Annotated in this window: 16 protein-coding genes; 12 read left to right on the forward strand and 4 right to left on the reverse strand. The window is 68.2% G+C overall.

The window, feature by feature from the left end:
* Positions 1-412: 412 nt before the first annotated feature.
* The 3 genes from AC1DGC_RS06530 (at position 413) to AC1DGC_RS06540 (ending at position 2,215) form a co-directional block, all read left to right on the forward strand.
* Positions 413-922: a hypothetical protein gene (locus AC1DGC_RS06530; RefSeq protein WP_259209939.1), complete on the forward strand. Its 510-nt coding sequence runs from the start codon at positions 413-415 to the stop codon at positions 920-922.
* A 22-nt stretch (positions 923-944) separates the two neighbouring features.
* Positions 945-1,778 carry a pseudouridine synthase gene (locus AC1DGC_RS06535; protein WP_478047483.1) on the forward strand — a complete coding sequence of 278 codons (834 nt, stop codon included), beginning with the start codon at positions 945-947 and terminating at the stop codon, positions 1,776-1,778.
* 92 nt (positions 1,779-1,870) lie between these two features.
* Positions 1,871-2,215 (forward strand): hypothetical protein, encoded by a 345-nt coding sequence (locus AC1DGC_RS06540; protein WP_259209942.1) that lies wholly within the window; start codon positions 1,871-1,873, stop codon positions 2,213-2,215.
* A gap of 116 nt (positions 2,216-2,331) precedes the next feature.
* On the opposite strand, the gene kbl is transcribed toward AC1DGC_RS06540, so the two are convergent.
* Positions 2,332-3,543 (reverse strand): glycine C-acetyltransferase, encoded by a 1,212-nt coding sequence (kbl, locus tag AC1DGC_RS06545; RefSeq protein ID WP_259209945.1) that lies wholly within the window; start codon positions 3,541-3,543, stop codon positions 2,332-2,334.
* 194 nt (positions 3,544-3,737) lie between these two features.
* On the opposite strand from kbl, the gene AC1DGC_RS06550 reads away from it, so the two are divergent.
* Positions 3,738-4,439, forward strand: a complete 702-nt coding sequence (locus tag AC1DGC_RS06550) for a TorF family putative porin (protein ID WP_259209947.1) — start codon at positions 3,738-3,740, stop codon at positions 4,437-4,439.
* A gap of 129 nt (positions 4,440-4,568) precedes the next feature.
* On the opposite strand, the gene tdh is transcribed toward AC1DGC_RS06550, so the two are convergent.
* Positions 4,569-5,591 carry an L-threonine 3-dehydrogenase gene (gene tdh / locus AC1DGC_RS06555; protein ID WP_259210047.1) on the reverse strand — a complete coding sequence of 341 codons (1,023 nt, stop codon included), beginning with the start codon at positions 5,589-5,591 and terminating at the stop codon, positions 4,569-4,571.
* A 413-nt stretch (positions 5,592-6,004) separates the two neighbouring features.
* Here tdh and AC1DGC_RS06560 point away from each other — a divergent pair, with 413 nt between their 5' ends.
* From AC1DGC_RS06560 to AC1DGC_RS06590, 7 genes are all read left to right on the forward strand, one after another.
* Complete coding sequence (locus AC1DGC_RS06560) at positions 6,005-8,167, forward strand: S46 family peptidase (RefSeq protein WP_478047484.1); 2,163 nt, start codon at positions 6,005-6,007, stop codon at positions 8,165-8,167.
* A 244-nt stretch (positions 8,168-8,411) separates the two neighbouring features.
* Positions 8,412-9,056 (forward strand): histidine phosphatase family protein, encoded by a 645-nt coding sequence (locus AC1DGC_RS06565; RefSeq protein ID WP_259209953.1) that lies wholly within the window; start codon positions 8,412-8,414, stop codon positions 9,054-9,056.
* Between the two features lie 46 nt (positions 9,057-9,102).
* Positions 9,103-10,377, forward strand: a complete 1,275-nt coding sequence (folC, locus tag AC1DGC_RS06570; protein ID WP_259209954.1) for a bifunctional tetrahydrofolate synthase/dihydrofolate synthase — start codon at positions 9,103-9,105, stop codon at positions 10,375-10,377.
* A 107-nt stretch (positions 10,378-10,484) separates the two neighbouring features.
* Positions 10,485-11,522 (forward strand): SPOR domain-containing protein, encoded by a 1,038-nt coding sequence (locus AC1DGC_RS06575; protein ID WP_478047485.1) that lies wholly within the window; start codon positions 10,485-10,487, stop codon positions 11,520-11,522.
* 55 nt (positions 11,523-11,577) lie between these two features.
* Positions 11,578-12,384 carry a CvpA family protein gene (locus tag AC1DGC_RS06580; protein WP_259209958.1) on the forward strand — a complete coding sequence of 269 codons (807 nt, stop codon included), beginning with the start codon at positions 11,578-11,580 and terminating at the stop codon, positions 12,382-12,384.
* A 29-nt stretch (positions 12,385-12,413) separates the two neighbouring features.
* Entirely contained in the window at positions 12,414-13,880 is a 1,467-nt protein-coding gene (gene purF / locus AC1DGC_RS06585; protein ID WP_259209960.1) for an amidophosphoribosyltransferase, read from the forward strand.
* 10 nt (positions 13,881-13,890) lie between these two features.
* On the forward strand, positions 13,891-14,742 hold the full coding sequence (locus tag AC1DGC_RS06590) for a ferritin-like domain-containing protein (protein ID WP_478047486.1): 852 nt from the start codon (positions 13,891-13,893) through the stop codon (positions 14,740-14,742).
* 659 nt (positions 14,743-15,401) lie between these two features.
* Here the strand turns inward: AC1DGC_RS06590 and AC1DGC_RS06595 are convergent.
* Positions 15,402-16,889: a phospholipase effector Tle1 domain-containing protein gene (locus AC1DGC_RS06595; RefSeq protein ID WP_478047487.1), complete on the reverse strand. Its 1,488-nt coding sequence runs from the start codon at positions 16,887-16,889 to the stop codon at positions 15,402-15,404.
* Positions 16,890-17,108: 219 nt separating this feature from the next.
* On the opposite strand from AC1DGC_RS06595, the gene AC1DGC_RS06600 reads away from it, so the two are divergent.
* Positions 17,109-18,362, forward strand: a complete 1,254-nt coding sequence (locus AC1DGC_RS06600) for a zinc-dependent metalloprotease (RefSeq protein WP_478047488.1) — start codon at positions 17,109-17,111, stop codon at positions 18,360-18,362.
* A 48-nt stretch (positions 18,363-18,410) separates the two neighbouring features.
* Here the strand turns inward: AC1DGC_RS06600 and lpxH are convergent, their stop codons facing one another.
* Positions 18,411-19,154, reverse strand: coding sequence for a UDP-2,3-diacylglucosamine diphosphatase (lpxH, locus tag AC1DGC_RS06605; RefSeq protein WP_394163968.1), 744 nt, complete (start codon positions 19,152-19,154; stop codon positions 18,411-18,413).
* Between the last annotated feature and the right edge of the window lie 16 nt (positions 19,155-19,170).

A 19,170-nucleotide genomic window follows, 5' to 3' on the forward strand; every position in this document is an offset into this window, starting at 1 on the left:
CTGGGGTCCCATGCCCTTGGAGGCGAAATAAAGGAGGAGGGGGCGGCCGCAGGCCGACGCCGGGGGACATTCGCCGGAAAGGGCATGGGACCCCAGCGCACGACCCACCGACGGAAGTGAGAAAAGCCTGGGGTTGACCTCCCCACCGCAAGCGAGCCCCGTCGCGGCCGGTAGGCTCCTGGGCAAAATAAAGGAGGAGGCCGCGAGGCCGGGGGACACTACGCCAGGGGGCCTACCGGCCGCGACGGGGCCCTTACGCTCGCAGACGACCAAGACGGAGTCGCCTCTCCGCGATCGGGCAAGAAATCAACAATAAATCCAACAAGTTGCCGTATTCATTGAATGTGGGATCTTGAAAGCCGTTGTGGCGCTGTTAAACTCGCCGCGTCACCCTATTCCCTGGATGCATCCCATGCTGCGTATCGCACTGGCCGCCGTGCTCGGCCTGGCCCTGATCCCCACCGCCTACGCAGCCGTGGATTGCTCGGCACGTGCCATCAGCGCCTCGCCGCTGCCGCTGCCGGCCACCGCCATCGCGCCGGTTGCCGAAGAGCTTTACATCCGCAACGTCCAGCTTGGCATGCCCGCTGGCGTGCTCACCTCCAATTTCGACCAGCAGCAGTCGCTCGACCGCGTCCTGCAGCGCCTGCGCATCGACGGCTGCCAGAACATCGCCAAGGCCATGCCCGGCGCACCGGCGATCAAGGCCAACGACCCGGCCGCCTACAAGCCGGCGACCGAATTCGACAATACCCCGTGGCGCTTCGACATGAGCCAGAACGGCAAGCGCATGACCGCCGAAGAGTTCGACGCCTGGATGAAGGCGCGCGGTGTGCGCGTGGTCAAGGCACGTCCGGTTCCCGCCGCCGCACCGGCTGCCGCCGACGCACCGGCTGACACCAAGCCGGGCGAGAAGAAGTAAGCCGCGCGCTGCGCGGAGCACGATGAGCACACGCCGGCCCCCCGCCGCGCCTGCATCCCGACCACGCCGCCCCGAGCGGCGTGCGTCACCGGCAAGTCCCGCGCGCAGTGACGGCGCCACGCGCCACGGCCTGGCGCGCGTGTTGTCCAAGGCCGGCCTGTGTTCACGCACCGAAGCGGCGCGCTGGATCCAGGCCGGGCGGGTCACCGTCGATGGCCGCGTCATCAACAATCCCGAATTCCCCATTGTCGACGGGCGCCACCAGGTGCGCGTCGACGGCCAGCCGCTCGACGCTCCGCGGCGCATCCACCTCATGCTCAACAAGCCGCGCGGCCTGGTCACCACCGCGCAGGACGAGCAGGGCCGCGACACCGTCTACCGGTGCTTCGATGGCGCGGGCCTGCCCTGGATCGCCCCGGTGGGGCGCCTGGACAAGGCCAGCGAAGGGCTGCTGTTGTTCAGCAACGACCCGCAGTGGGCGGCGCGGCTGACCGATCCGGCCACCGGCCCGGACAAAACCTACCACGTGCAGATCGACGCCATTCCCGATGCCGCCCAGTTGCAGGCGCTGTGCACGGGCGTGGAAGAAGAGGGCGAACGGCTGCGCGCGCGCCGCGCCACGCTGCTGCGCAGCGGTGAGAAGACCGCCTGGCTGGAAGTGGTGCTCGACGAAGGCCGCAACCGGCACATCCGCCGCCTCCTCGCTGCCCTGGACATCAGCGTGCTGCGCCTGGTGCGCGTGGCCATCGGGCAGCTGCCGATGGGCGAGCTGGGCAAGGGGGCCTGGCGCGAGCTGAGCCCGCACGATCTGGATGCGTTGTATGCCGCGGCCGATGGCGCCGCGGCCCCGCCGTGACTTTCCAGCCTGCCCGTGCGTGGCAGGCAGACCGAACCGGGCAATGGATGGCCTTGTACCCGACGTTCCATTCACTACCGGGAGATTCCCCCATGCACGCCAACCTCCTCAACCGCCCGCTGTTCCGCGGCGCCTGCCTGCTGCTGCCGGCCGTGCTGCTGACGGCCTGTGGTGGCCACAAGCAAACGGCCAAGGCCGATGCGCCGGTCATCGAGAACATGGTGGAAGTCAAAACGCCCGAACTCGATGGGCGCGGCAGCTACCGCTTCATGATGAGCAATGGCGACAAGAAAATGTCCGCCGATGAGTTCGACGCCTGGATGAAGGCCAATGGCATCCGCGTGGCCAAGGGCAATGGCCAGGACCGCCCGGTGGCGGCACCGGTGGTGGTGGCCAGCAAGGAACAGGCCAAGGACAAGAAGAAAAAGAAGAAGTAAGCGGGTAACGCCGGACGTGGGTCGGCGGGGGCACGCAGGCGTGCCCCGGCCAGGTGTTCATGACACCGCTGCGGAGGGCCGCCACCCATTGGGTGGCGCCACCCGAGGGAGGTGCGTCAGTTCTTGATCACGCCCAGCTCGACGCCGATGCGGGTGAACGCATCGATCGCCCGGTCCAGGTGGGCACGCGTATGCGCGGCGCTGATCTGGGTGCGGATGCGCGCCTGGCCCTTGGGCACCACCGGAAAGAAGAAACCGATCGCGTAGATGCCTTCTTCCAGCAGGCGCTCGGCGAACGTCTGCGCCAACGGCGCGTCGTACAGCATCACCGGGCTGATCGGGTGCACGCCGGGCTTCACGTCGAAACCGGCGGCGGTCATCTTCTGGCGGAAGTAGGCGGTGTTCTCGGCCAGGGTGCTGCGCAGGTCGTCGGCGGCGGCCAGCATCTCGAAGGCCTTGATGCCGGCGGCGACCACGTGCGGCGGCAGCGAGTTGGAGAACAGGTACGGGCGCGAGCGCTGGCGCAGCAGTTCGATCACCTCGGCGCTGGCACAGGTGAAGCCGCCCAGCGCGCCGCCCATGGCCTTGCCCAGGGTGCCGGTGATGATGTCGATCTTCTCCAGCACGCCCTTGACCTCGGCCGAGCCGCGGCCGGTGGCGCCGAGGAAGCCGGTCGCGTGGCACTCGTCGATGTGCACCAGCGCGTTGTACTTCTTCGCCAGCGCGGTGATCTCATCCAGCGGGGCGATGAAGCCGTCCATCGAGAACACGCCGTCGGTGGTGATCAGCTTGGTTTTGCAGCCGGCGGCATCGGCAGCCTGCAGCTGGGCTTCCAGGTCGGCCATGTCGCAGTTGGCGTAGCGGAAACGCTTGGCCTTGCACAGGCGCACGCCGTCGATGATCGAGGCATGGTTGAGTGCGTCGGAGATGATCGCGTCGTTCTCGCCCAGCAGCGGCTCGAACAGGCCGCCGTTGGCGTCGAAGCAGGCCGCGTACAGGATGGTGTCCTGCTTGCCGAAGAAGTCGGCGATCTGCTTTTCCAGCTGCTTGTGCAGGTCCTGGGTGCCGCAGATGAAGCGCACCGAGGCCATGCCGAAGCCGTGGCTGTCCAGGGCGTCCTTGGCCGCCTGGATCAGGTCGGGATGGTCGGCCAGGCCCAGGTAGTTGTTGGCGCAGAAATTGAGCACCGTGCGACCGTCGTCCAGGGTGATCTCGGCCGACTGCGGGCTGGTGATGATGCGTTCGGACTTGAACAGGCCCTGGGCGCGGATCGCCTCCAGTTCTTCAACGTAGTGCTGGGTCAGCGGGGCGGAGGTGGCATCGCTCATGGCAGGCAGTCTTCGGCACGGGAAACCCGGGATTTTACCTGCCGGGACGCGGTGCCGGGGGCTGGACCGCAGGCCAGGCCTGGGCAACGCCGGCAAGACAGTTGCAGACGTGATTGTTGCATCGCAATATCAATCAGGTTAAAAAACCGTAAACCACGCCGCATCCGCCCACCCACGTCCCGGAGAGACCCCGCATGAACCACGCCACGCGCTGTACCGCCGCCGCTGTGCTCTGCGCCGCCCTGATCGCCCCGTTCGCCGCCAGTGCCCAGGACGAGGCCGAGTCTCCGTTCAGCTGGAACATCACGGCGGTCTCGGATTACGTCTTCCGCGGTGCGTCCCAGACCGATGAAAACCCGACCGGGCAGGCCGGCTTCACCTATACCTCGCCGGTCGGGCTGTACGCGGGCGTGTGGGGCTCCGGCGTGGACTTCGGCGCCGGCAGCCCGGATTTCGAGGTGGATTACTTCGTCGGCTACAACATCGATGTCAGCGAAAACGTCAATGTCGATGTGATGGTCAACCGCTACACCTACCCGGGTGCCAGCGACCTTGCCTACAACGAACTCATCACCAAGACCACGTTCGCCGAGCACTACAGCGCGACGGTGGCCTACAGCAACGATGTGTGGAATTCCGGGACCGATGGCTGGTACTACGGGGTGGGCGCGGAGTGGCCGCTGGCCCATGATTTCGCGGTGACCGCCAACCTGGGGCGCAGCACCTTCGAGAAGGATGTCGGCAACGATTACACCGACTGGAACGTGGGCGTGAGCAAGGCGATCGGCATGGTGACCGTGGGCCTGGGCTATTACGGCACCGACGGCAACGGCAAGGACAACTTCGGCAAGCTGGCCGACAACCGCGTGGTGCTGACCTTCTCCGTGGGCAAGTAGGCCACGGCGGGCGCGCATCGCCGGTCATGAAAAAGGCGCCCGATGGGCGCCTTTTTCGTTTCCGTGCCGGGGGCGGCCTGTGCCGGGCATCGCACCGGGAGCCGCCAGGTCACCGCCCCTGGGGGTGACTCAATTCCAGCTCAGCACCACCTTGCCGGCCTTGCCCTGTTCCATCAGGTCGAAGCCCTTCTGGAAGTCGTCGATCGGCAGCTGGTGGGTGAGCACCTTGCCGAGCGGGAAGCCGGACAGCACCAGCTGGGTCATCTTGTACCAGGTCTCGTACATCTTGCGGCCGTAGATGCCCTGCACGGTCAGGCCCTTGAAGATGATCTTGTCCCAGTCGCAGCCGGCGCCCTTGGGCATGATGCCGAGCATGGCGATCTTGCCGCCGTGGTACATGCAGTCGAGCATGTCGTTGAACGCACGCGGGTTGCCGCTCATTTCCAGACCCACGTCGAAGCCCTCCATGTGCAGGTCCTTCATCACGTCCTTGAGCGAGGTATTGGACACGTTGACCACGCGGGTGGCACCCATGTCGGCGGCCAGCTTCAGGCGGAAATCGTTGACGTCGGTGACCACCACGTTGCGCGCGCCGATGTGCTTGCAGATACCGGCGGCAATGATGCCGATCGGGCCGGCGCCGGTGATCAGCACGTCCTCGCCGATCACATTGAACTCCAGCGCGCAATGCGCGGCGTTGCCGTAGGGATCGAAGAAGGCGGCCAGCTCGGACGGGATCTGGTCCGGGATCGGCCACAGGTTGCTGGCCGGCATCACCATGTACTCGGCGAAGGCGCCGTTGACGTTGACGCCGATGCCCACGGTGTTGGGGCACAGGTGCGGGCGACCGCCGCGGCAGTTGCGGCAGTGGCCGCAGACGATGTGGCCTTCGGCCGAGACGCGCTGGCCCACTTCGTAGCCGGTGACGCCGGGGCCGATTTCGGCGATGCGACCGACGAACTCATGGCCGATGGTCAGGCCGGGCTTGATGGTGCGCTGGCTCCATTCGTCCCACAGGTAGATGTGCAGGTCGGTACCGCAGATGGCGGTCTTTTCCAGCTTGATCAGGACCTCGTTCGGGCCCGGGGTCGGGACCGGAACGTCTTCCAGCCAGATGCCCTTGGCGGCTTCACGCTTGACCAGGGCCTTCATTGTTTGCTGCGCCATCTCGGTGGAACTCGTCAGGGGGAAAACGCGGATTATAGAGCCGCCGGCGGGTTTCCCATGTTGCGTTGCGGGTGGTTCGGGGTGGGGGCAGCGCTTCCTTCTGGCGAGGGAGGTGCCGGGCAGGCCGGTGCACGACACGCCGTGAACCCCGTCCTTGGGGCTCGGTATTGCCATCCATGGCACTACACGGTCCTGCACCGGCCTGCCCGGCACCTGCGGACACATGGCCGCGAGTGGCGGAATGCCACTGGGGGAGACGGTAGAGCCGGGCCATGCCCGGCTGGCCGCGCACGGCGCGGCAATGATCGGCGTCGGTCACACTCCCCATGACTTCCGGGGTGCGGCCCGGGGCAGGGGGCGGGCTAGAATCGGCGGTTCTCTTTGCAAGGGGCTGCTCAATGCGCTCGAACCTGCTCGCTTTTTCCGTCGTCGCCAGCCTTGGGCTGGTCCAGGTCGCCCATGCCGCCGAAGGCATGTGGGTGCCGCAGCAGCTGCCGGAAATCGCCGGCCCGCTCAAGCAGGCCGGCCTGAAGCTGTCGCCGGAGCAGATCTCCAACCTGACCGGCGACCCGATGGGCGCGGTCGTGGCGCTGGGCGGCTGCACCGCCAGCTTCGTCTCCCCGAAGGGCCTGGTGGTGACCAACCACCATTGCGCCTACGGTGCGATCCAGTTGAACTCGACCGCCGAGAAGAACCTGATCAAGGACGGTTTCAACGCGCCGACCCTGAAGGATGAGCTGAGCGCCGGCCCCAACGCCCGCGTGTACGTGCTCGACCAGATCACCGATGTGACCGCGCAGGCCAAGGCCGCGATCGCCGCCGCCGGCAAGGATCCGCTGGCCCGCACCCGCGCGCTGGATGCGTTCGACAAGGCGCAGACCGCCGCCTGCGAAGCCGACGCCGGTTTCCGCTGCCGTCTGTTCAGCTTCTCCGGCGGCAACACCTACCGCCTGTTCCGCAACATGGAAATCAAGGACGTGCGCCTCGTCTATGCGCCCCCGGGCAGCGTCGGCAAGTTCGGCGGCGACATCGACAACTGGATGTGGCCGCGCCACACCGGCGATTTCTCGTTCTACCGCGCCTACGTGGGCAAGGACGGCAAGCCGGCCGCCTTCTCGGCCGACAACGTGCCTTACCAGCCGAAGCACTTCCTGAAGTTCGCCGACCGGCCGCTGGGCGCCGACGACTTCGTGATGGTGGCCGGCTACCCGGGCCGCACCAATCGCTACGCGCTGGCCGGCGAGTTCGATGAAACCGCCCGCTGGACCTACCCGACCATCGCGCGCCACTACAACGCCGTGCTGAAGATGATCGACGAGGCCGGCAAGGCCGACCCGGACGTCAAGGTGAAGTACGCCGCCACCGCGGCCAGCATGAACAACGTGGCCAAGAACTACGCCGGCCAGCTGGAGGGCTTCAAGCGCATCGACGCGGCTGGCCAGAAGCAGGCCGAAGAAGCCGCCGTGCTGGCGTGGCTGAAGAAGCGCGGGGCCGCTGGCAAGCCGGCCCTGGCCGCGCATGCGCAGCTGGTCCAGCACCTGGACACGAGCAAGGCCACGCGTGAGCGCGATCTGTTCGTCAGCCAGTTCAACAGCACCTCCGCGGTGGGCACGGCGATCAGCCTGTACCGGCTGTCGATCGAGCGCAGCAAGGCCGATGCCGAGCGCGAAGCCGGTTACCAGACGCGCGACCTGCCCTCCATCGAAGGCGGCCTGAAGCAGATGGACCGCCGCTATGTCGCGCGCATGGACCAGCAGCTGCAGACCTACTGGCTGAGCCAGTACGTGGCCCTGCCGGCCGCGCAGCGCAGCAACGAGGTGCTCAACCAGTGGCTGGCAGGCAGCGACAAGGCGGCCGTGGATGGCCTGGTCGGCAAGCTCGCCGGCACCCGGCTGGGCAGCCTGGATGAGCGCCTGAAGTGGTTCAAGGCCGACCGCGCGGCCTTCGAGGCCAGCACCGATCCGGCGATCCAGTACGCGGTGGCGGTGATGCCGGCGCTGCTGAAGCAGGAAGAGCAGAAGAAGACACGCGAAGGCGAGTCGCTGGTGTCGCGCCCGCTGTACCTGCAGGCGGTGGCGGACTACAAGAAGAGCAAGGGCGAGTTCGTCTACCCGGACGCCAACCTGTCGCTGCGCATCACCTTCGGCAACGTCATGGGCTACGGCAAGGACGGCGTGAACTACACACCGTTCACCACGCTGGAAGGCGTGGCCGCCAAGGAAACCGGCGAAGATCCGTTCGATTCGCCCAAGGCGCTGCTGGATGCCGTCAAGGCCAAGCGCTATGGCGGCCTGGAAGACAAGCGCCTCGGCTCGGTGCCGGTGAACTTCCTCTCCAACCTGGACATCACCGGCGGCAACTCCGGCTCGCCGGTGCTCGATGCGAACGGCAAGCTGGTCGGCCTGGCCTTCGACGGCAACTGGGAGTCGGTCAGCTCCAACTGGGTGTTCGACCCGGTGATGACCCGCATGATTGCGGTGGACAGCCGCTACATGCAGTGGATCATGCAGGAAGTGGCGCCCGCGCCACAGTTGCTGAAAGAGCTGAACCTGGCCGACTGACCCCTCAACACCCCGCGGCGCACGCCGCGGGGTTTTTCGTTGCGCGCGTGCCGGCTGCGGGCGGGCCATCACGCACCGCACGCGCGGCCGGCATGACCTGGCCGACCCGCCGCACGACCGCACGACCGGATGTGCGCGACGGCGGCAGCGGGGCAGGGCACGCGGTATCATGCGTGTCCCTCGATCATTCACGCCATGTGAACGATTGCGACAGCCTTCCTCCCCGCAAGGACTCCCAGTACGCATGCGCATCCTGCTTGCCCGCCACGGTGAAACACCGTGGAATGCCGAAGGCCGCTACCAGGGCCAGATCGATATCCCGTTGTCACCGATCGGCGAAGCCCAGGCGCAGGCCCTCGGGGAGCGCCTGAGGTCGGTGGATATCACGCGTGCGGTGGCGTCGCCGTTGTCGCGCGCGCAACGCACCGCGCACCTGGCGCTGGGCACCGAGCGTGCGCCGATGCTGCTGACCGAGCCGGACCTGCAGGAAATCGCCCACGGTGAGTGGGAAGGCCTGCTGGCCAGCGAGATCCACGACAAGGACCCGTCGCGGCTGCAGGCCTGGCGCGATGAGCCGGACACCGTGCTGATGCCGGGCGGTGAATCGCTGCGCCTGGTGCTGGAACGCAGCTGGCGCGGCCTGGCCCGCGCGGCTGACGGCCTCGGCGAGCACGACACCCTGCTGGTGGTCGCGCACGATGCGGTCAACCGGGTCATCCTGTGCCGCATCCTGGGGCTGCCGCTGTCGCGCCTGTGGACGTTCCGCCAGGCCCCGACCACGTTGAACCTGCTGGAAGGGCCCGACCTGGACCAGCTGGAGGTGGTGCGCCTGAACGACTGCGCCCACCACACCCCGTTCTTCGGCGAAGCCAAGCACCGCGCGCTGTAATCGCCCCGCGTCCCATCCCGTCGTCCGCCCCATCGATCCAACGCCCATGACCACCGCCCGCCCGCTTACCCTCTCCGATTGGCTGACCTACATCGAGCAGCAGCACCCGGCCAGCATCGACATGGGCCTGGACCGCGTGCGCAGCGTGGCGCAGGCGATGGGGCTGGCACAGCCGGGGGCGCACACCATCGTGGTCGGCGGCACCAACGGCAAGGGCTCCACGGTGGCCTTCATCGAAGCGATCGCGCAGGCTGCCGGCTGGCGGGTCGGGGCCTACACCTCGCCGCACCTGCTGCGTTACAACGAGCGCGTACGCATCGATGGCCAGGACGTTTCCGACGCGGCGTTGATCGCCGCATTCAACGCGATCGAAGATGCGCGCGGCAGCACCACGCTGACTTATTTCGAATACGGCACGCTGGCCGCATTGCAGGTGTTCGGTACGGCCGGGCTGGACCTGGCGGTGCTGGAAGTGGGCCTGGGTGGGCGGCTGGATGCGGTCAACATCATCGATGCCGACGTGGCGGTGATCACCACCGTGGACATCGACCACAGCGACTGGCTGGGCGAGGACCGTGAGGCCATCGGTGCGGAGAAGGCCGGCATCATCCGTGGCTGGAAGCCGGTGATCCTGGGCGAGACCGACCCACCGTCCAGCGTGCTGGCGCGCGCATACCTGCTGGGGGCCAACGCGATCCGCGGCGGCAGCGATTTCTTCGCCGACGTGATCGATGCGCAGCACTGGCGCTGGCGTGATGTCGGCTTCCGCATCGACCTGCCGATGCCATCGCTGCGCGGACCGATCCAGTTGCGCAATGCGGCCTCGGCCATCGCCGCGCTGCGCACGCTGGACATGCCGCTGCCACGTGCCGCGATCAGCGCCGGGGTGGCCAATGCCCGTATCCGCGGTCGCCTGCAGCAGGTCGAGCGTGATGGCGTGGCGGTGCTGGTGGACGTGGGCCACAACCCGCAGGCCGCACGCGAACTGGCCATCGCGCTGAACGCCGCGCCCGTGGCCGGGCGCACCGTGGCGGTGTTCGCCGCGCTGCAGGACAAGGATGCCGTCGGCGTGGTGCAGGCGCTGGGCGAACAGGTGCAGGACTGGCACCTGGCCGGCCTGGAGGGCGCCCGTGCACAAACGGCCACTGCCCTGCAGGCACGCCTTCATGACACCGCCGCCGCCAGCGGCACCTGCCATGCCAGCGTGGCCGATGCGCTGCACGCTGCGCTGGCCGGGAGCGCGGCGGGCGACCGCGTGCTGGTGTTCGGCTCGTTCCACACTGCCGCGCAGGCATTGCAGTGGCTGGATGCCGCTGAGTAAGCCGCCGCTGCACCACGCCGCGCCCGTTCAGCCGGCGCAGGCACCGCTCACGCGGACACCCGTATAATCGCCGTGGCATTCCGCCGCGCCGCCCCTGCCTGCCTTCCGTGGATACTCCTCTGAAACAGCGACTGATTGGTGCCATCGTCCTGGTGGCGTTGGCCGTGATTTTCCTGCCCATGCTGGTCAAGGGGCCTGCGCCGGACAGCGGTGTGGCGAGCGTGCCGATCAGCGCGCCGGCAGCACCGTCGGACGGCCAGTTCGAGACCCGTGAGCTGCCGCTGGTGGCGCCTACCGGCGCGGCCACCGGCCTGCAGGGGCCTTCCAGCACTCAGCCGCTGCAGGACGCCGCCGACGCGGCACCGGCCGCCGCCGATTCCTCTCCGGCCGTGGCCGCAGGCAATTTCGCGGTCAGCTTTGGCGCCTATGGCAGCCAGGCCGATGCCGATGCGGTGATCGCCTACCTGAAGAAGTCGCAGCTGCCTGGTTTCAGCGAGCCGGCCACGATCAACGGCCGCCAGGCCTGGCGGGTGCGCGTGGGGCCGTATGCCGATCGTGCCGAGGCCGAGGCCGCCCGCCTGCAGGCGGTGAAGGTGCGCAACGACGTCAAGGCCGAGGTGGTCACCCTGGACGCACGCGCGGACAACGCGGTTGCCGCGGCGCCGGCTGCCACGCCGCCGCCGGTCGCTGCCAGCGCGTCCAGCGCCACCGCGGCCGCGGCCGGCAACACGGTCCAGACCGAATCGCTGCCGCCCGAGCCGGTGGCTGCGGCCAAACCAGCCGCGTCCAAGCCCGAACCGAAGCCCGACCCCAAGCCGGCCGCTGCCGCGCCCAAGCCGGAGCCGGCCAAGCCGGACACCGCCACGGCCGCCAAGCCGGTGGCCGCACCGGCCGCGCCGGCCGCCAGCAGCGTGGGCTTTGCCGTGCAGCTCGGTGCTTTCGGCCAGGCGGCCGAGGCCAACGCGCTGCGCGACAAGGTGCGCGCCGCCGGTTTCAGTGCTTTCGTAGAGCAGGTACGCACCGACAAGGGCACGCTCAACCGCGTGCGCGTCGGCCCGGTCGCCAACCGAGCAGAGGCGGAGAACCTCAAGGCTCAGGTTGCGTCCAAAGTCGGCGTGGCCGGCATGGTCCGGCCACACCCCTGATGCCGTCCGCGCGCCCGTGGCTTGAGCCCGGCCCGTCCCACGGCGGAGGACGCGCATGATCGATTTCGTGCTGCTGGCCGTGATCGGCATTTCCACCCTGCTGGGCGTCATGCGGGGGTTTGTCAGCATCATCATCAGCACCTTGTCCTGGCTGCTCGGCGGCTGGGCGGCGCTGATGTTCGGCAAATCCTGCGCCGGCTGGTGGTCGGCGCCCTCCGCGCCGGGCACCGAGCATTTTTTCGCCGGCTACCTGAGCGTCTTCCTGATCGTGATGGTGTCGGTATGGGGCATCGGCCTGGTGATCCGCCAGGCGGTGCGCTCGACCAGTTTCAATGGTGCCGACCGGACGCTGGGCGGTGCGCTGGGCGTGGTCCGTGGCGCGCTGATCGGCTGCGTGCTGCTGCTGGTGGCGTCCTACACGCCGCTGCCCCGCGAGGCAGCCTGGCGCGACTCCAACCTGCGCGTGGTGCTAGGCCCCGGGGTGGGCTGGATGCAGGCCAAGATGCCGCGCATGCCCGCCATGCCGCAGATGCCCAGCCTGGATCGCATGCCCAGCCTGGACGGCATGAAGGACCTGCCGATGGCGCTGCCGGAGGTGAACATGTCGCAACTGCCCGGCGGGGAGTTGGGCAAGCCGGGCCTGACAGGCGATAATGGCGTGCTGGGCGGGTTGCTGGCAGGGCGCGGATGGCCGCGGCCCTTGGATGAGACCCCGCAGCAGGCGGGAGACCCGGCCGATGTCGGGGCGCGCAGTGGCACGTCTGGTTCGTCCCAGAACACCGATCCGGCGCGTGTGCGTCCGGACCAACCCGATCCGGCACGGAGAGGGTCCCCCGGCCAGGCACGGCCACCTTCACAGTAGATGGGCACAGCCCAGCGGAGATTCGCACCATGTGTGGCATCGTCGGAATCGTCGGCAACCAGAACGTCGCCGGGCAGTTGTATGACGGCCTGACCGTCCTCCAGCATCGTGGCCAGGACGCGGCCGGCATCGCGACCGCCGATGGCACCCGCTTGCGCGTGCAGAAGGCCAACGGACTGGTCCGCGATGTGTTCGATGCCAAGCGCATGTCCACCCTGGAAGGTCGCGTCGGCATCGCCCACGTGCGTTATCCGACCGCCGGCTCCGAGGGCATGGACGAAGCGCAGCCGTTCTACGTGAACTCGCCGTACGGCATCGCGTTGGCCCACAACGGCAACCTGATCAACACCGAAAGCCTGCGCCAGCAGGTGTTCGAGCAGGATCGCCGCAACGTCAACACCGACTCGGACAGCGAAGTGCTGCTGAACGTGTTCGCCTACGAACTGGACGCGCAGCGCCAGCTCACCCCGGAAGCAGCGATCCGCGCCGTGGCCGGTGTCCACCGCCGCTGCAAGGGGGGCTACGCGGTGATCAGCGTGGTGCTGGGCCTGGGCCTGGTCGCCTTCCGCGACCCGCATGGCATCCGTCCGCTGGTGCTGGGCAAGCGTGCGCATGCCGAAGGCGATGAGTACATCGTGGCCTCCGAATCGGCCGCGCTCGACGTGCTGGGCTTCCAGCGCGTGCGCGACGTGCGCCCCGGCGAAGCCCTGGTCATCACCGCGCGTGGCGAACTGTTCTCGGAGGTATGCGCCGAGCCGGCCGAGCACAGCCCGTGCATCTTCGAATACGTGTACTTCGCGCGCCCGGACTCGATGATCGACAACGTCTCGGTGCACAAGGCGCGCATGCGCATGGGCATCAAGCTGGGCGAGAAGATCCTGCGCCTGCGCCCGGACCACGACATCGACACCATCATCCCGATCCCGGACACCTCGCGCGATGCCGCGCTGGAGATCTCCAACACGCTCGGGGTGAAGTACCGCGAAGGCTTCATCAAGAACCGCTACATCGGCCGCACCTTCATCATGCCGGGGCAGGGTGAGCGGGTGAAGTCGGTGCGCCGCAAGCTCAACCCGATCCACCTGGAGTTCCGCAACCGCGTGGTGCTGCTGGTCGACGATTCGATCGTGCGCGGCACCACCAGCCAGCAGATCGTGCAGATGGCGCGCGACGCCGGCGCGCGCAAGGTGTACCTGGCCAGTGCCGCACCGCCGGTGCGTTACCCGAACATCTACGGCATCGACATGCCGGCCGCCGAGGAACTGGTGGCGCACAACCGCAGCATCGAGGAAATCGAGAAGCACCTCGGCTGCGACTGGCTGATCTACCAGGACATCGAAGACATGGAAGCGGCGGTGCGCGAAGGCAACCCGGAACTGAAGGCGTTCGACTCGTCGTGCTTCAACGGCGTCTATCCGACAGGCATCGAGCCGGGGTACTTCGAGCGTATCCAGCAGTTGCGTTCGGACGACGCCAAGCACAAGCGCCGCGCCTGAGGCCGTGCCGATGGCCGGGGAGTTGCCGCTGGAGGCGGCCGGTGACCTGCTGCGCGCGGCGCAGCAGTGCCTGGCCGCAACCGATCCACTGCACAAGGTGGCCCTGACCCAGGCCTATGCGGCGCAGTTCCGCGCGGGCCAGCTCAAGGCCCGCGCCGATGCCGCCCCGGCCGATCCGATCCGGATGCCCGGACGACCGGCCAGGCCGACCCTGGTGCACCCGCGCGACCTGCCCAAGCGTGGGCTGGGCAGCGCTGAAGGGCGTGCCGCCTTCATCCATGCCATCGCGCATATCGAACTGAACGCCATCGACCTGGCCTGGGATGCGGTGTACCGCTTCCGCGGGCTGCCCGGTTCGTTCCATGCCGACTGGGTGAGCGTGGCCGATGATGAGTCGCGCCACTTCATGCTGCTGCATGGCCGGCTGCAGGCGCTGGGGTTCGACTACGGTGATTTCGACGCGCACAACGGCTTGTGGGAGATGTGCGAGAAGACCGCGCACGACGGCCTGGCCCGGATGGCGCTGGTGCCGCGCGTGCTCGAGGCGCGCGGGCTGGACGTCACCCCCGGAATGATCACCAAGCTGCGCTCGGCCAACGACCACGCCACCGCCGATGTGCTGGAGATCATCCTGCGCGAGGAAGTGGCGCATGTGGCCGCGGGTTCGCGCTGGTATCACTGGTATTGCAACCGCGCCGGGGTCGAACCGCGTGCGCGCTTCATCGCGTTGTTGAACGAGTACGCCGGCGGCTTTTTGTACGGCCCGTTCAACCTGGAGGCGCGCCTGCTGGCCGGGTTCGACGAAGAAGAGCTCGCCGACCTGATCGAGCAGGCCGGACGCACCAGCGGCCCTGCACGGTAGAACCATGCCCTGCGTGGCTGCGTCTCGATCCGGGACCGCGCGCAGCCACCCATGGGGTGGCTCTACGGGGGCGCGGTGCCGGGCCACGCCATGCGTGGCTGCTTCTCTTGATCCGGGACCGCGTGCAGCCACCCATGGGGTGGCTCTACGGGGGGGCGGTGTAGAGCCACGCCATGCGTGGCTGCTTCTTTCGATCCGGGACCGCGTGCAGCCACCCATGGGGTGGCTCTACGAGGGCGCGGTGTAGAGCCACGCCATGCGTGGCTGCTCCTCTCGATCCGGGACCACGCGCAGCCATCCATGGGGTGGCTCTACGAGGGCGGTGTAGAGCCACGCCATGCGTGGCTGCTTATCTTGATCCGGGACCGCGTGCAGCCACCCATGGGGTGGCTCTACGGGGGCGCGGTGTCGAGCCACGCCATGCGTGGCTGCTTCTCTCGATCCGGCACCGCGTGCAGCCACCCATGGGGTGGCTCTACGAGGGCGTTGTAGAGCCACGCCATGCGTGGCTGCTTCTTTCGATCCGGGACCGCGTGCTTCTTTCGATCCGGCCCCACGCGCAGCCACCCATGGGGTGGCTCTACGGGACCATCGTAGAGCCACGCCATGCGTGGCCGCTTCTCCATCCGACGCCATGAACCGCCGCCCCTGCGGGCGCATCACACGTTGGGCAACACCACGCGCTTGCCGTCCTCGGTGGGGCGGTTGATGTAGAACAAGCCTGGCCCGGGGCGGTACGGCAGCTCGCGCGTCGCTTCGTCGGCGGCGTACAGCAGGGCGGTGTCGCCCAGTGCGTCGAAGTTCCAGTGCGCGGACTGCATCAGGTAGCGTTGGCGCAACAGCCGCTCCTGCGTCGCATCGAGTGCCTGGCCAGCAAGCACGCGCGCGGCGATCGGCAGCAGGTCGCCGGGCAGCGCCAGCTCCGGCACCTCGTCCACGGTCCGCAGCCAGCGTACGCCCGCGACCGTTGCGCGCTGTTGCATCAGGCGCAGCGCCACCCACTGGTAGCGCCCGTCGATCTCGCGCTTGAGCACCACCGCCGCATGCGCGAACAACCGCCACTGCGGTCGCACGCTGACGCTGCCGGCCACCCGCTGCGCCTGCCAGCGATGCCACACGTCCACCCACAGCGCATCCTCGCCCAGGCCCAACGCCTGCTGCCAGCGCACGCACGCGGCCTGCGCCTGTCGGTAAACCTCGGTGGCGCGCAGCACGGCCAGGGGCGGCGCCTCGGTGTCGGCCAGGCCATGCTCGAGTACACGCTGGCCCAGCGGTCGGGTGAGCAGTTTCGGTCCTTCGATGCGCTGGTCGTAGCCGCCGCCGATGTTGGCGTGCACGCCGGGCAGGACGATTTCCTCGTGTTCCGGGGCGACGCTGGTCAACGCGAAATGATGGCGGTGCTCGTCGCGTGCGACCAGTTGCAGCACTTTGTCGGCGCAGCCGCTCGGCAGGCCCACCTCGGGCAGTTCATCGTGCTGTTGGCGATTGATCGCCACGACGGTATCGAACAGGCCGACGAAGCGGGCCGGTCGCGCCGGTACCGCCTCCTCGCCGGCCAGTTGCCAGCCGGTACGGCGCAGCTGTTCGCGCAACCAGGTGCGGCCATCGGCACGGTTTAGCCTGTGCACCGCGTCGCGTGCCGACGCGGCGCCCCGCGAAAAACCGAACAGATCGATGCGGATACTGCCCAGCACGGCATGCGGGTGTGCGCGCGCCAGGCTGCGCAGGGCATCGGGCAGGCGCTCGTCGAGTGCGCGGCGTACCTTGGCGCGCACACCGGTGCGCCCGATGCCGAAGGCCAGCCCCATCAGGTCGTCATCTTCCCCGCTGCGCGTGCCGACGCCTTCGATGTAGATCGCCAGCGACAAGGCGCTGCCCGGTGCCGGCGTGGTGCGGTCATCGGGATACAGCGCATGCAGTTGCGCGATGTTGGTCAGGCCGTTGCTGTAACTGCTGGTCAGCCGGCTCTGGTAAGGCGAGGCGTCGTCGGCCACCAGCGGTGCCGTGGGGCGGGGCGCGGGCGTGGTGCTGCCGGGCGGGCGCGAGGCACGCAGCAGGTTGTCGGCGTTGTTGCGGGTGCCGTCGAAAAACAGGCCGATCTGCAGCGACAGCGGCGCGGTGGGTGGCGGCGTGGGCGGTCCTGCCATGGCGCGGGGTCCCCGGGGTGCAGGGCAAAGGTAGCGCGAAAATGACGCGAACGCGACGTCGCTGAACCGTTCGGTCGGCGGTCACAGTTCCGAATGTTCGTCCGTAGGAATTGTTGAATTCACGCGCACGGTTGGCGCCATATGGGCGGGCCCCGCCCGATGGGGCTGCACCGCAGCAACGACTACCACCCCGTTTTCCACTCAAAGAGAGACGACACGATGTCCAGATCGATGAGCAAGGCCGCAGGTGTGATCACGTTGTGCCTGGCCGCGGCAGGTGCTGCCAGCGCCGCCCCGCTGTTTGAACCGGTCACGGTGCTCAGCCGCGCTGGCGCCGCCAACCAGCCCGCCGCGCAGGCGGTCCTGTCGGCCGCGTCCACGGCGGCGGTGCAGGAAGTGCGCGTGGATGCCGGCGCGGTGGGCGCGAACCAGCGCCAACTGGAATTCGAACTGTTGGGTACCCCCGTGCAGGCGCTGCAGCAGCGGGTGCAGGCACTGCCGGACGGCGGCAGCATCTGGTACGGGCAATTGCAGGCCGGCAACGCTAAAACAGCGGGCAAGGCCGCGGCGTCCGATCCGGCCAACTCGGTGATCCTGGTGCGCTCCGGCGACACGGTGACCGGCTCGATCCGCAAGGACGGCCAGCTCTATCGCCTGCGCCCGCTCAGCGACGGTCGCCACGTTCTGGTGGAAGTGGACGAGTCGCGGATGCCGGCCGACCACCCGGCCGACTACAACAGCCTGCCGCAGGTAGCCATGCCGGTCAGCGACCGAGCCGGCATCGCCGCCGCGTCGTCGGGCTCCCCGGCCACCATCCGCGTGCTGGTGGTGGCCACCAATGGCGCGGTCGCCGCGTATGGCGGCAACATGCAGTCGCTGGTGCAGCTGGCCGTGGCCGAATCCAACCAGGGCTACATCAACAGCAACGTCGGCATCACCCTGGAGCTGGCCGGTTACGAGACCACCAGCTATGCCGAGTCGAGCAGCTTCTCCACCGATCTGTCGCGCTTCCGCAGTACCACCGACGGGGTGATGGACAGCATCCACACCAGCCGCAACAACACCCGCGCCGACGTCGCGGTCCTGGTCATCAACAATGCCAGCTCCTGCGGCCTGGCCTCGGGCATCGGCTCCACCGCCGCCACCGCGTTCGCGGCGGTGCATTGGGACTGCGCCACCGGCTATTACTCCTTCGCGCATGAAATCGGGCACCTGCAGAGCGCACGCCACGACATCGCCACCGATCCCAGCACCTCGCCGTACAGCTATGGCCACGGCTACCGCTACGAGCCGTCCAGTGGCGCACGCTGGCGCACGATCATGGCTTACGCGTGCACGGCCGGCTGCCCGCGGTTGAACTTCTGGTCCAACCCGAACATCAGCTACAACGGCGTGCCGATGGGGATTGCGTCCAGCGCCGACAACCAGCGCGTGCTGGTCAATACCAAGGCGACGGTCGCCGCGTTCCGCTGAGTGGCGGCGCCCGCGACCGCAGTGGCTGCGGTCGCGGGGTGGTGAGGCTCAGCGTGCCAGCGTATCCAGCGTCCAACCCTGCGCGGTGACGCGCAGCACCGAGCCTTGTTCGTACCAGTCGCCCAGCACGATGCGGGTGCAATCGCGGCCACCGACCTGCAGGGCATGGATCGCCGGGCGATGGGTGTGGCCGTGGATCAGGGTGTCCACGCCATGGCGGGCGAAGGTGGCCTCCACTTCGGCCGGCGCCACGTCGGTGACGGTTTCGAAGGTGGATCGATCGTCCTGCTTCATTTCCGACTGCCGGGCCTGGCTGGCATCGCGTGCCTTCTGCGCGAAGGCGATACGCGCGGCCAGCGGCTGGGACAGGAACTGCGCCTGGAACTGCGGGTCGCGGGTCTGTGCGCGGAACTGCTGGTAGGCGACGTCGTCGGTGCACAGCAGGTCGCCGTGCTGCAGCAGCACCGGGCGCCCGTACAGGTCGATGACGCTGGGATCGGGCAGGATGCGGAAGCCGGCGCGACGGGCATAGTCGTTGCCGACCAGGAAATCGCGGTTGCCGCGGATGAAATACACCGGCACGCCGGCATCTGCCACCGCATGCAACGCATCGGCGACGGCATCGGCGGCCGCCGACGGGGTGTCATCGCCGATCCAGGCCTCGAACAGGTCGCCGAGGATGTACAGCGCTTCGGCCTGCATCGCTTCATCGCGCAGGAACGCCAGGAACAGCTCGGTAATGGCTGGACGGCTCGGGTCCAGGTGCAGATCGGAAATGAACAGCGTGGTCATGCGCGCATTGTAAAAC

The organism is Stenotrophomonas sp. 05N37 (assembly GCF_056397365.1).

Coding starts and splice junctions, on each gene's coding strand:
- AC1DGC_RS06530 (WP_259209939.1), top strand. CDS start 413: ATGCTGCGTATCGCACTGGCCGCCGTGCTCGGCCTGGCCCTGATCCCC.
- AC1DGC_RS06535 (WP_478047483.1), top strand. CDS start 945: ATGAGCACACGCCGGCCCCCCGCCGCGCCTGCATCCCGACCACGCCGC.
- AC1DGC_RS06540 (WP_259209942.1), top strand. CDS start 1,871: ATGCACGCCAACCTCCTCAACCGCCCGCTGTTCCGCGGCGCCTGCCTG.
- kbl (WP_259209945.1), bottom strand. CDS start 3,543: ATGAGCGATGCCACCTCCGCCCCGCTGACCCAGCACTACGTTGAAGAA.
- AC1DGC_RS06550 (WP_259209947.1), top strand. CDS start 3,738: ATGAACCACGCCACGCGCTGTACCGCCGCCGCTGTGCTCTGCGCCGCC.
- tdh (WP_259210047.1), bottom strand. CDS start 5,591: ATGAAGGCCCTGGTCAAGCGTGAAGCCGCCAAGGGCATCTGGCTGGAA.
- AC1DGC_RS06560 (WP_478047484.1), top strand. CDS start 6,005: ATGCGCTCGAACCTGCTCGCTTTTTCCGTCGTCGCCAGCCTTGGGCTG.
- AC1DGC_RS06565 (WP_259209953.1), top strand. CDS start 8,412: ATGCGCATCCTGCTTGCCCGCCACGGTGAAACACCGTGGAATGCCGAA.
- folC (WP_259209954.1), top strand. CDS start 9,103: ATGACCACCGCCCGCCCGCTTACCCTCTCCGATTGGCTGACCTACATC.
- AC1DGC_RS06580 (WP_259209958.1), top strand. CDS start 11,578: ATGATCGATTTCGTGCTGCTGGCCGTGATCGGCATTTCCACCCTGCTG.
- purF (WP_259209960.1), top strand. CDS start 12,414: ATGTGTGGCATCGTCGGAATCGTCGGCAACCAGAACGTCGCCGGGCAG.
- AC1DGC_RS06590 (WP_478047486.1), top strand. CDS start 13,891: ATGGCCGGGGAGTTGCCGCTGGAGGCGGCCGGTGACCTGCTGCGCGCG.
- AC1DGC_RS06595 (WP_478047487.1), bottom strand. CDS start 16,889: ATGGCAGGACCGCCCACGCCGCCACCCACCGCGCCGCTGTCGCTGCAG.
- AC1DGC_RS06600 (WP_478047488.1), top strand. CDS start 17,109: ATGTCCAGATCGATGAGCAAGGCCGCAGGTGTGATCACGTTGTGCCTG.
- lpxH (WP_394163968.1), bottom strand. CDS start 19,154: ATGACCACGCTGTTCATTTCCGATCTGCACCTGGACCCGAGCCGTCCA.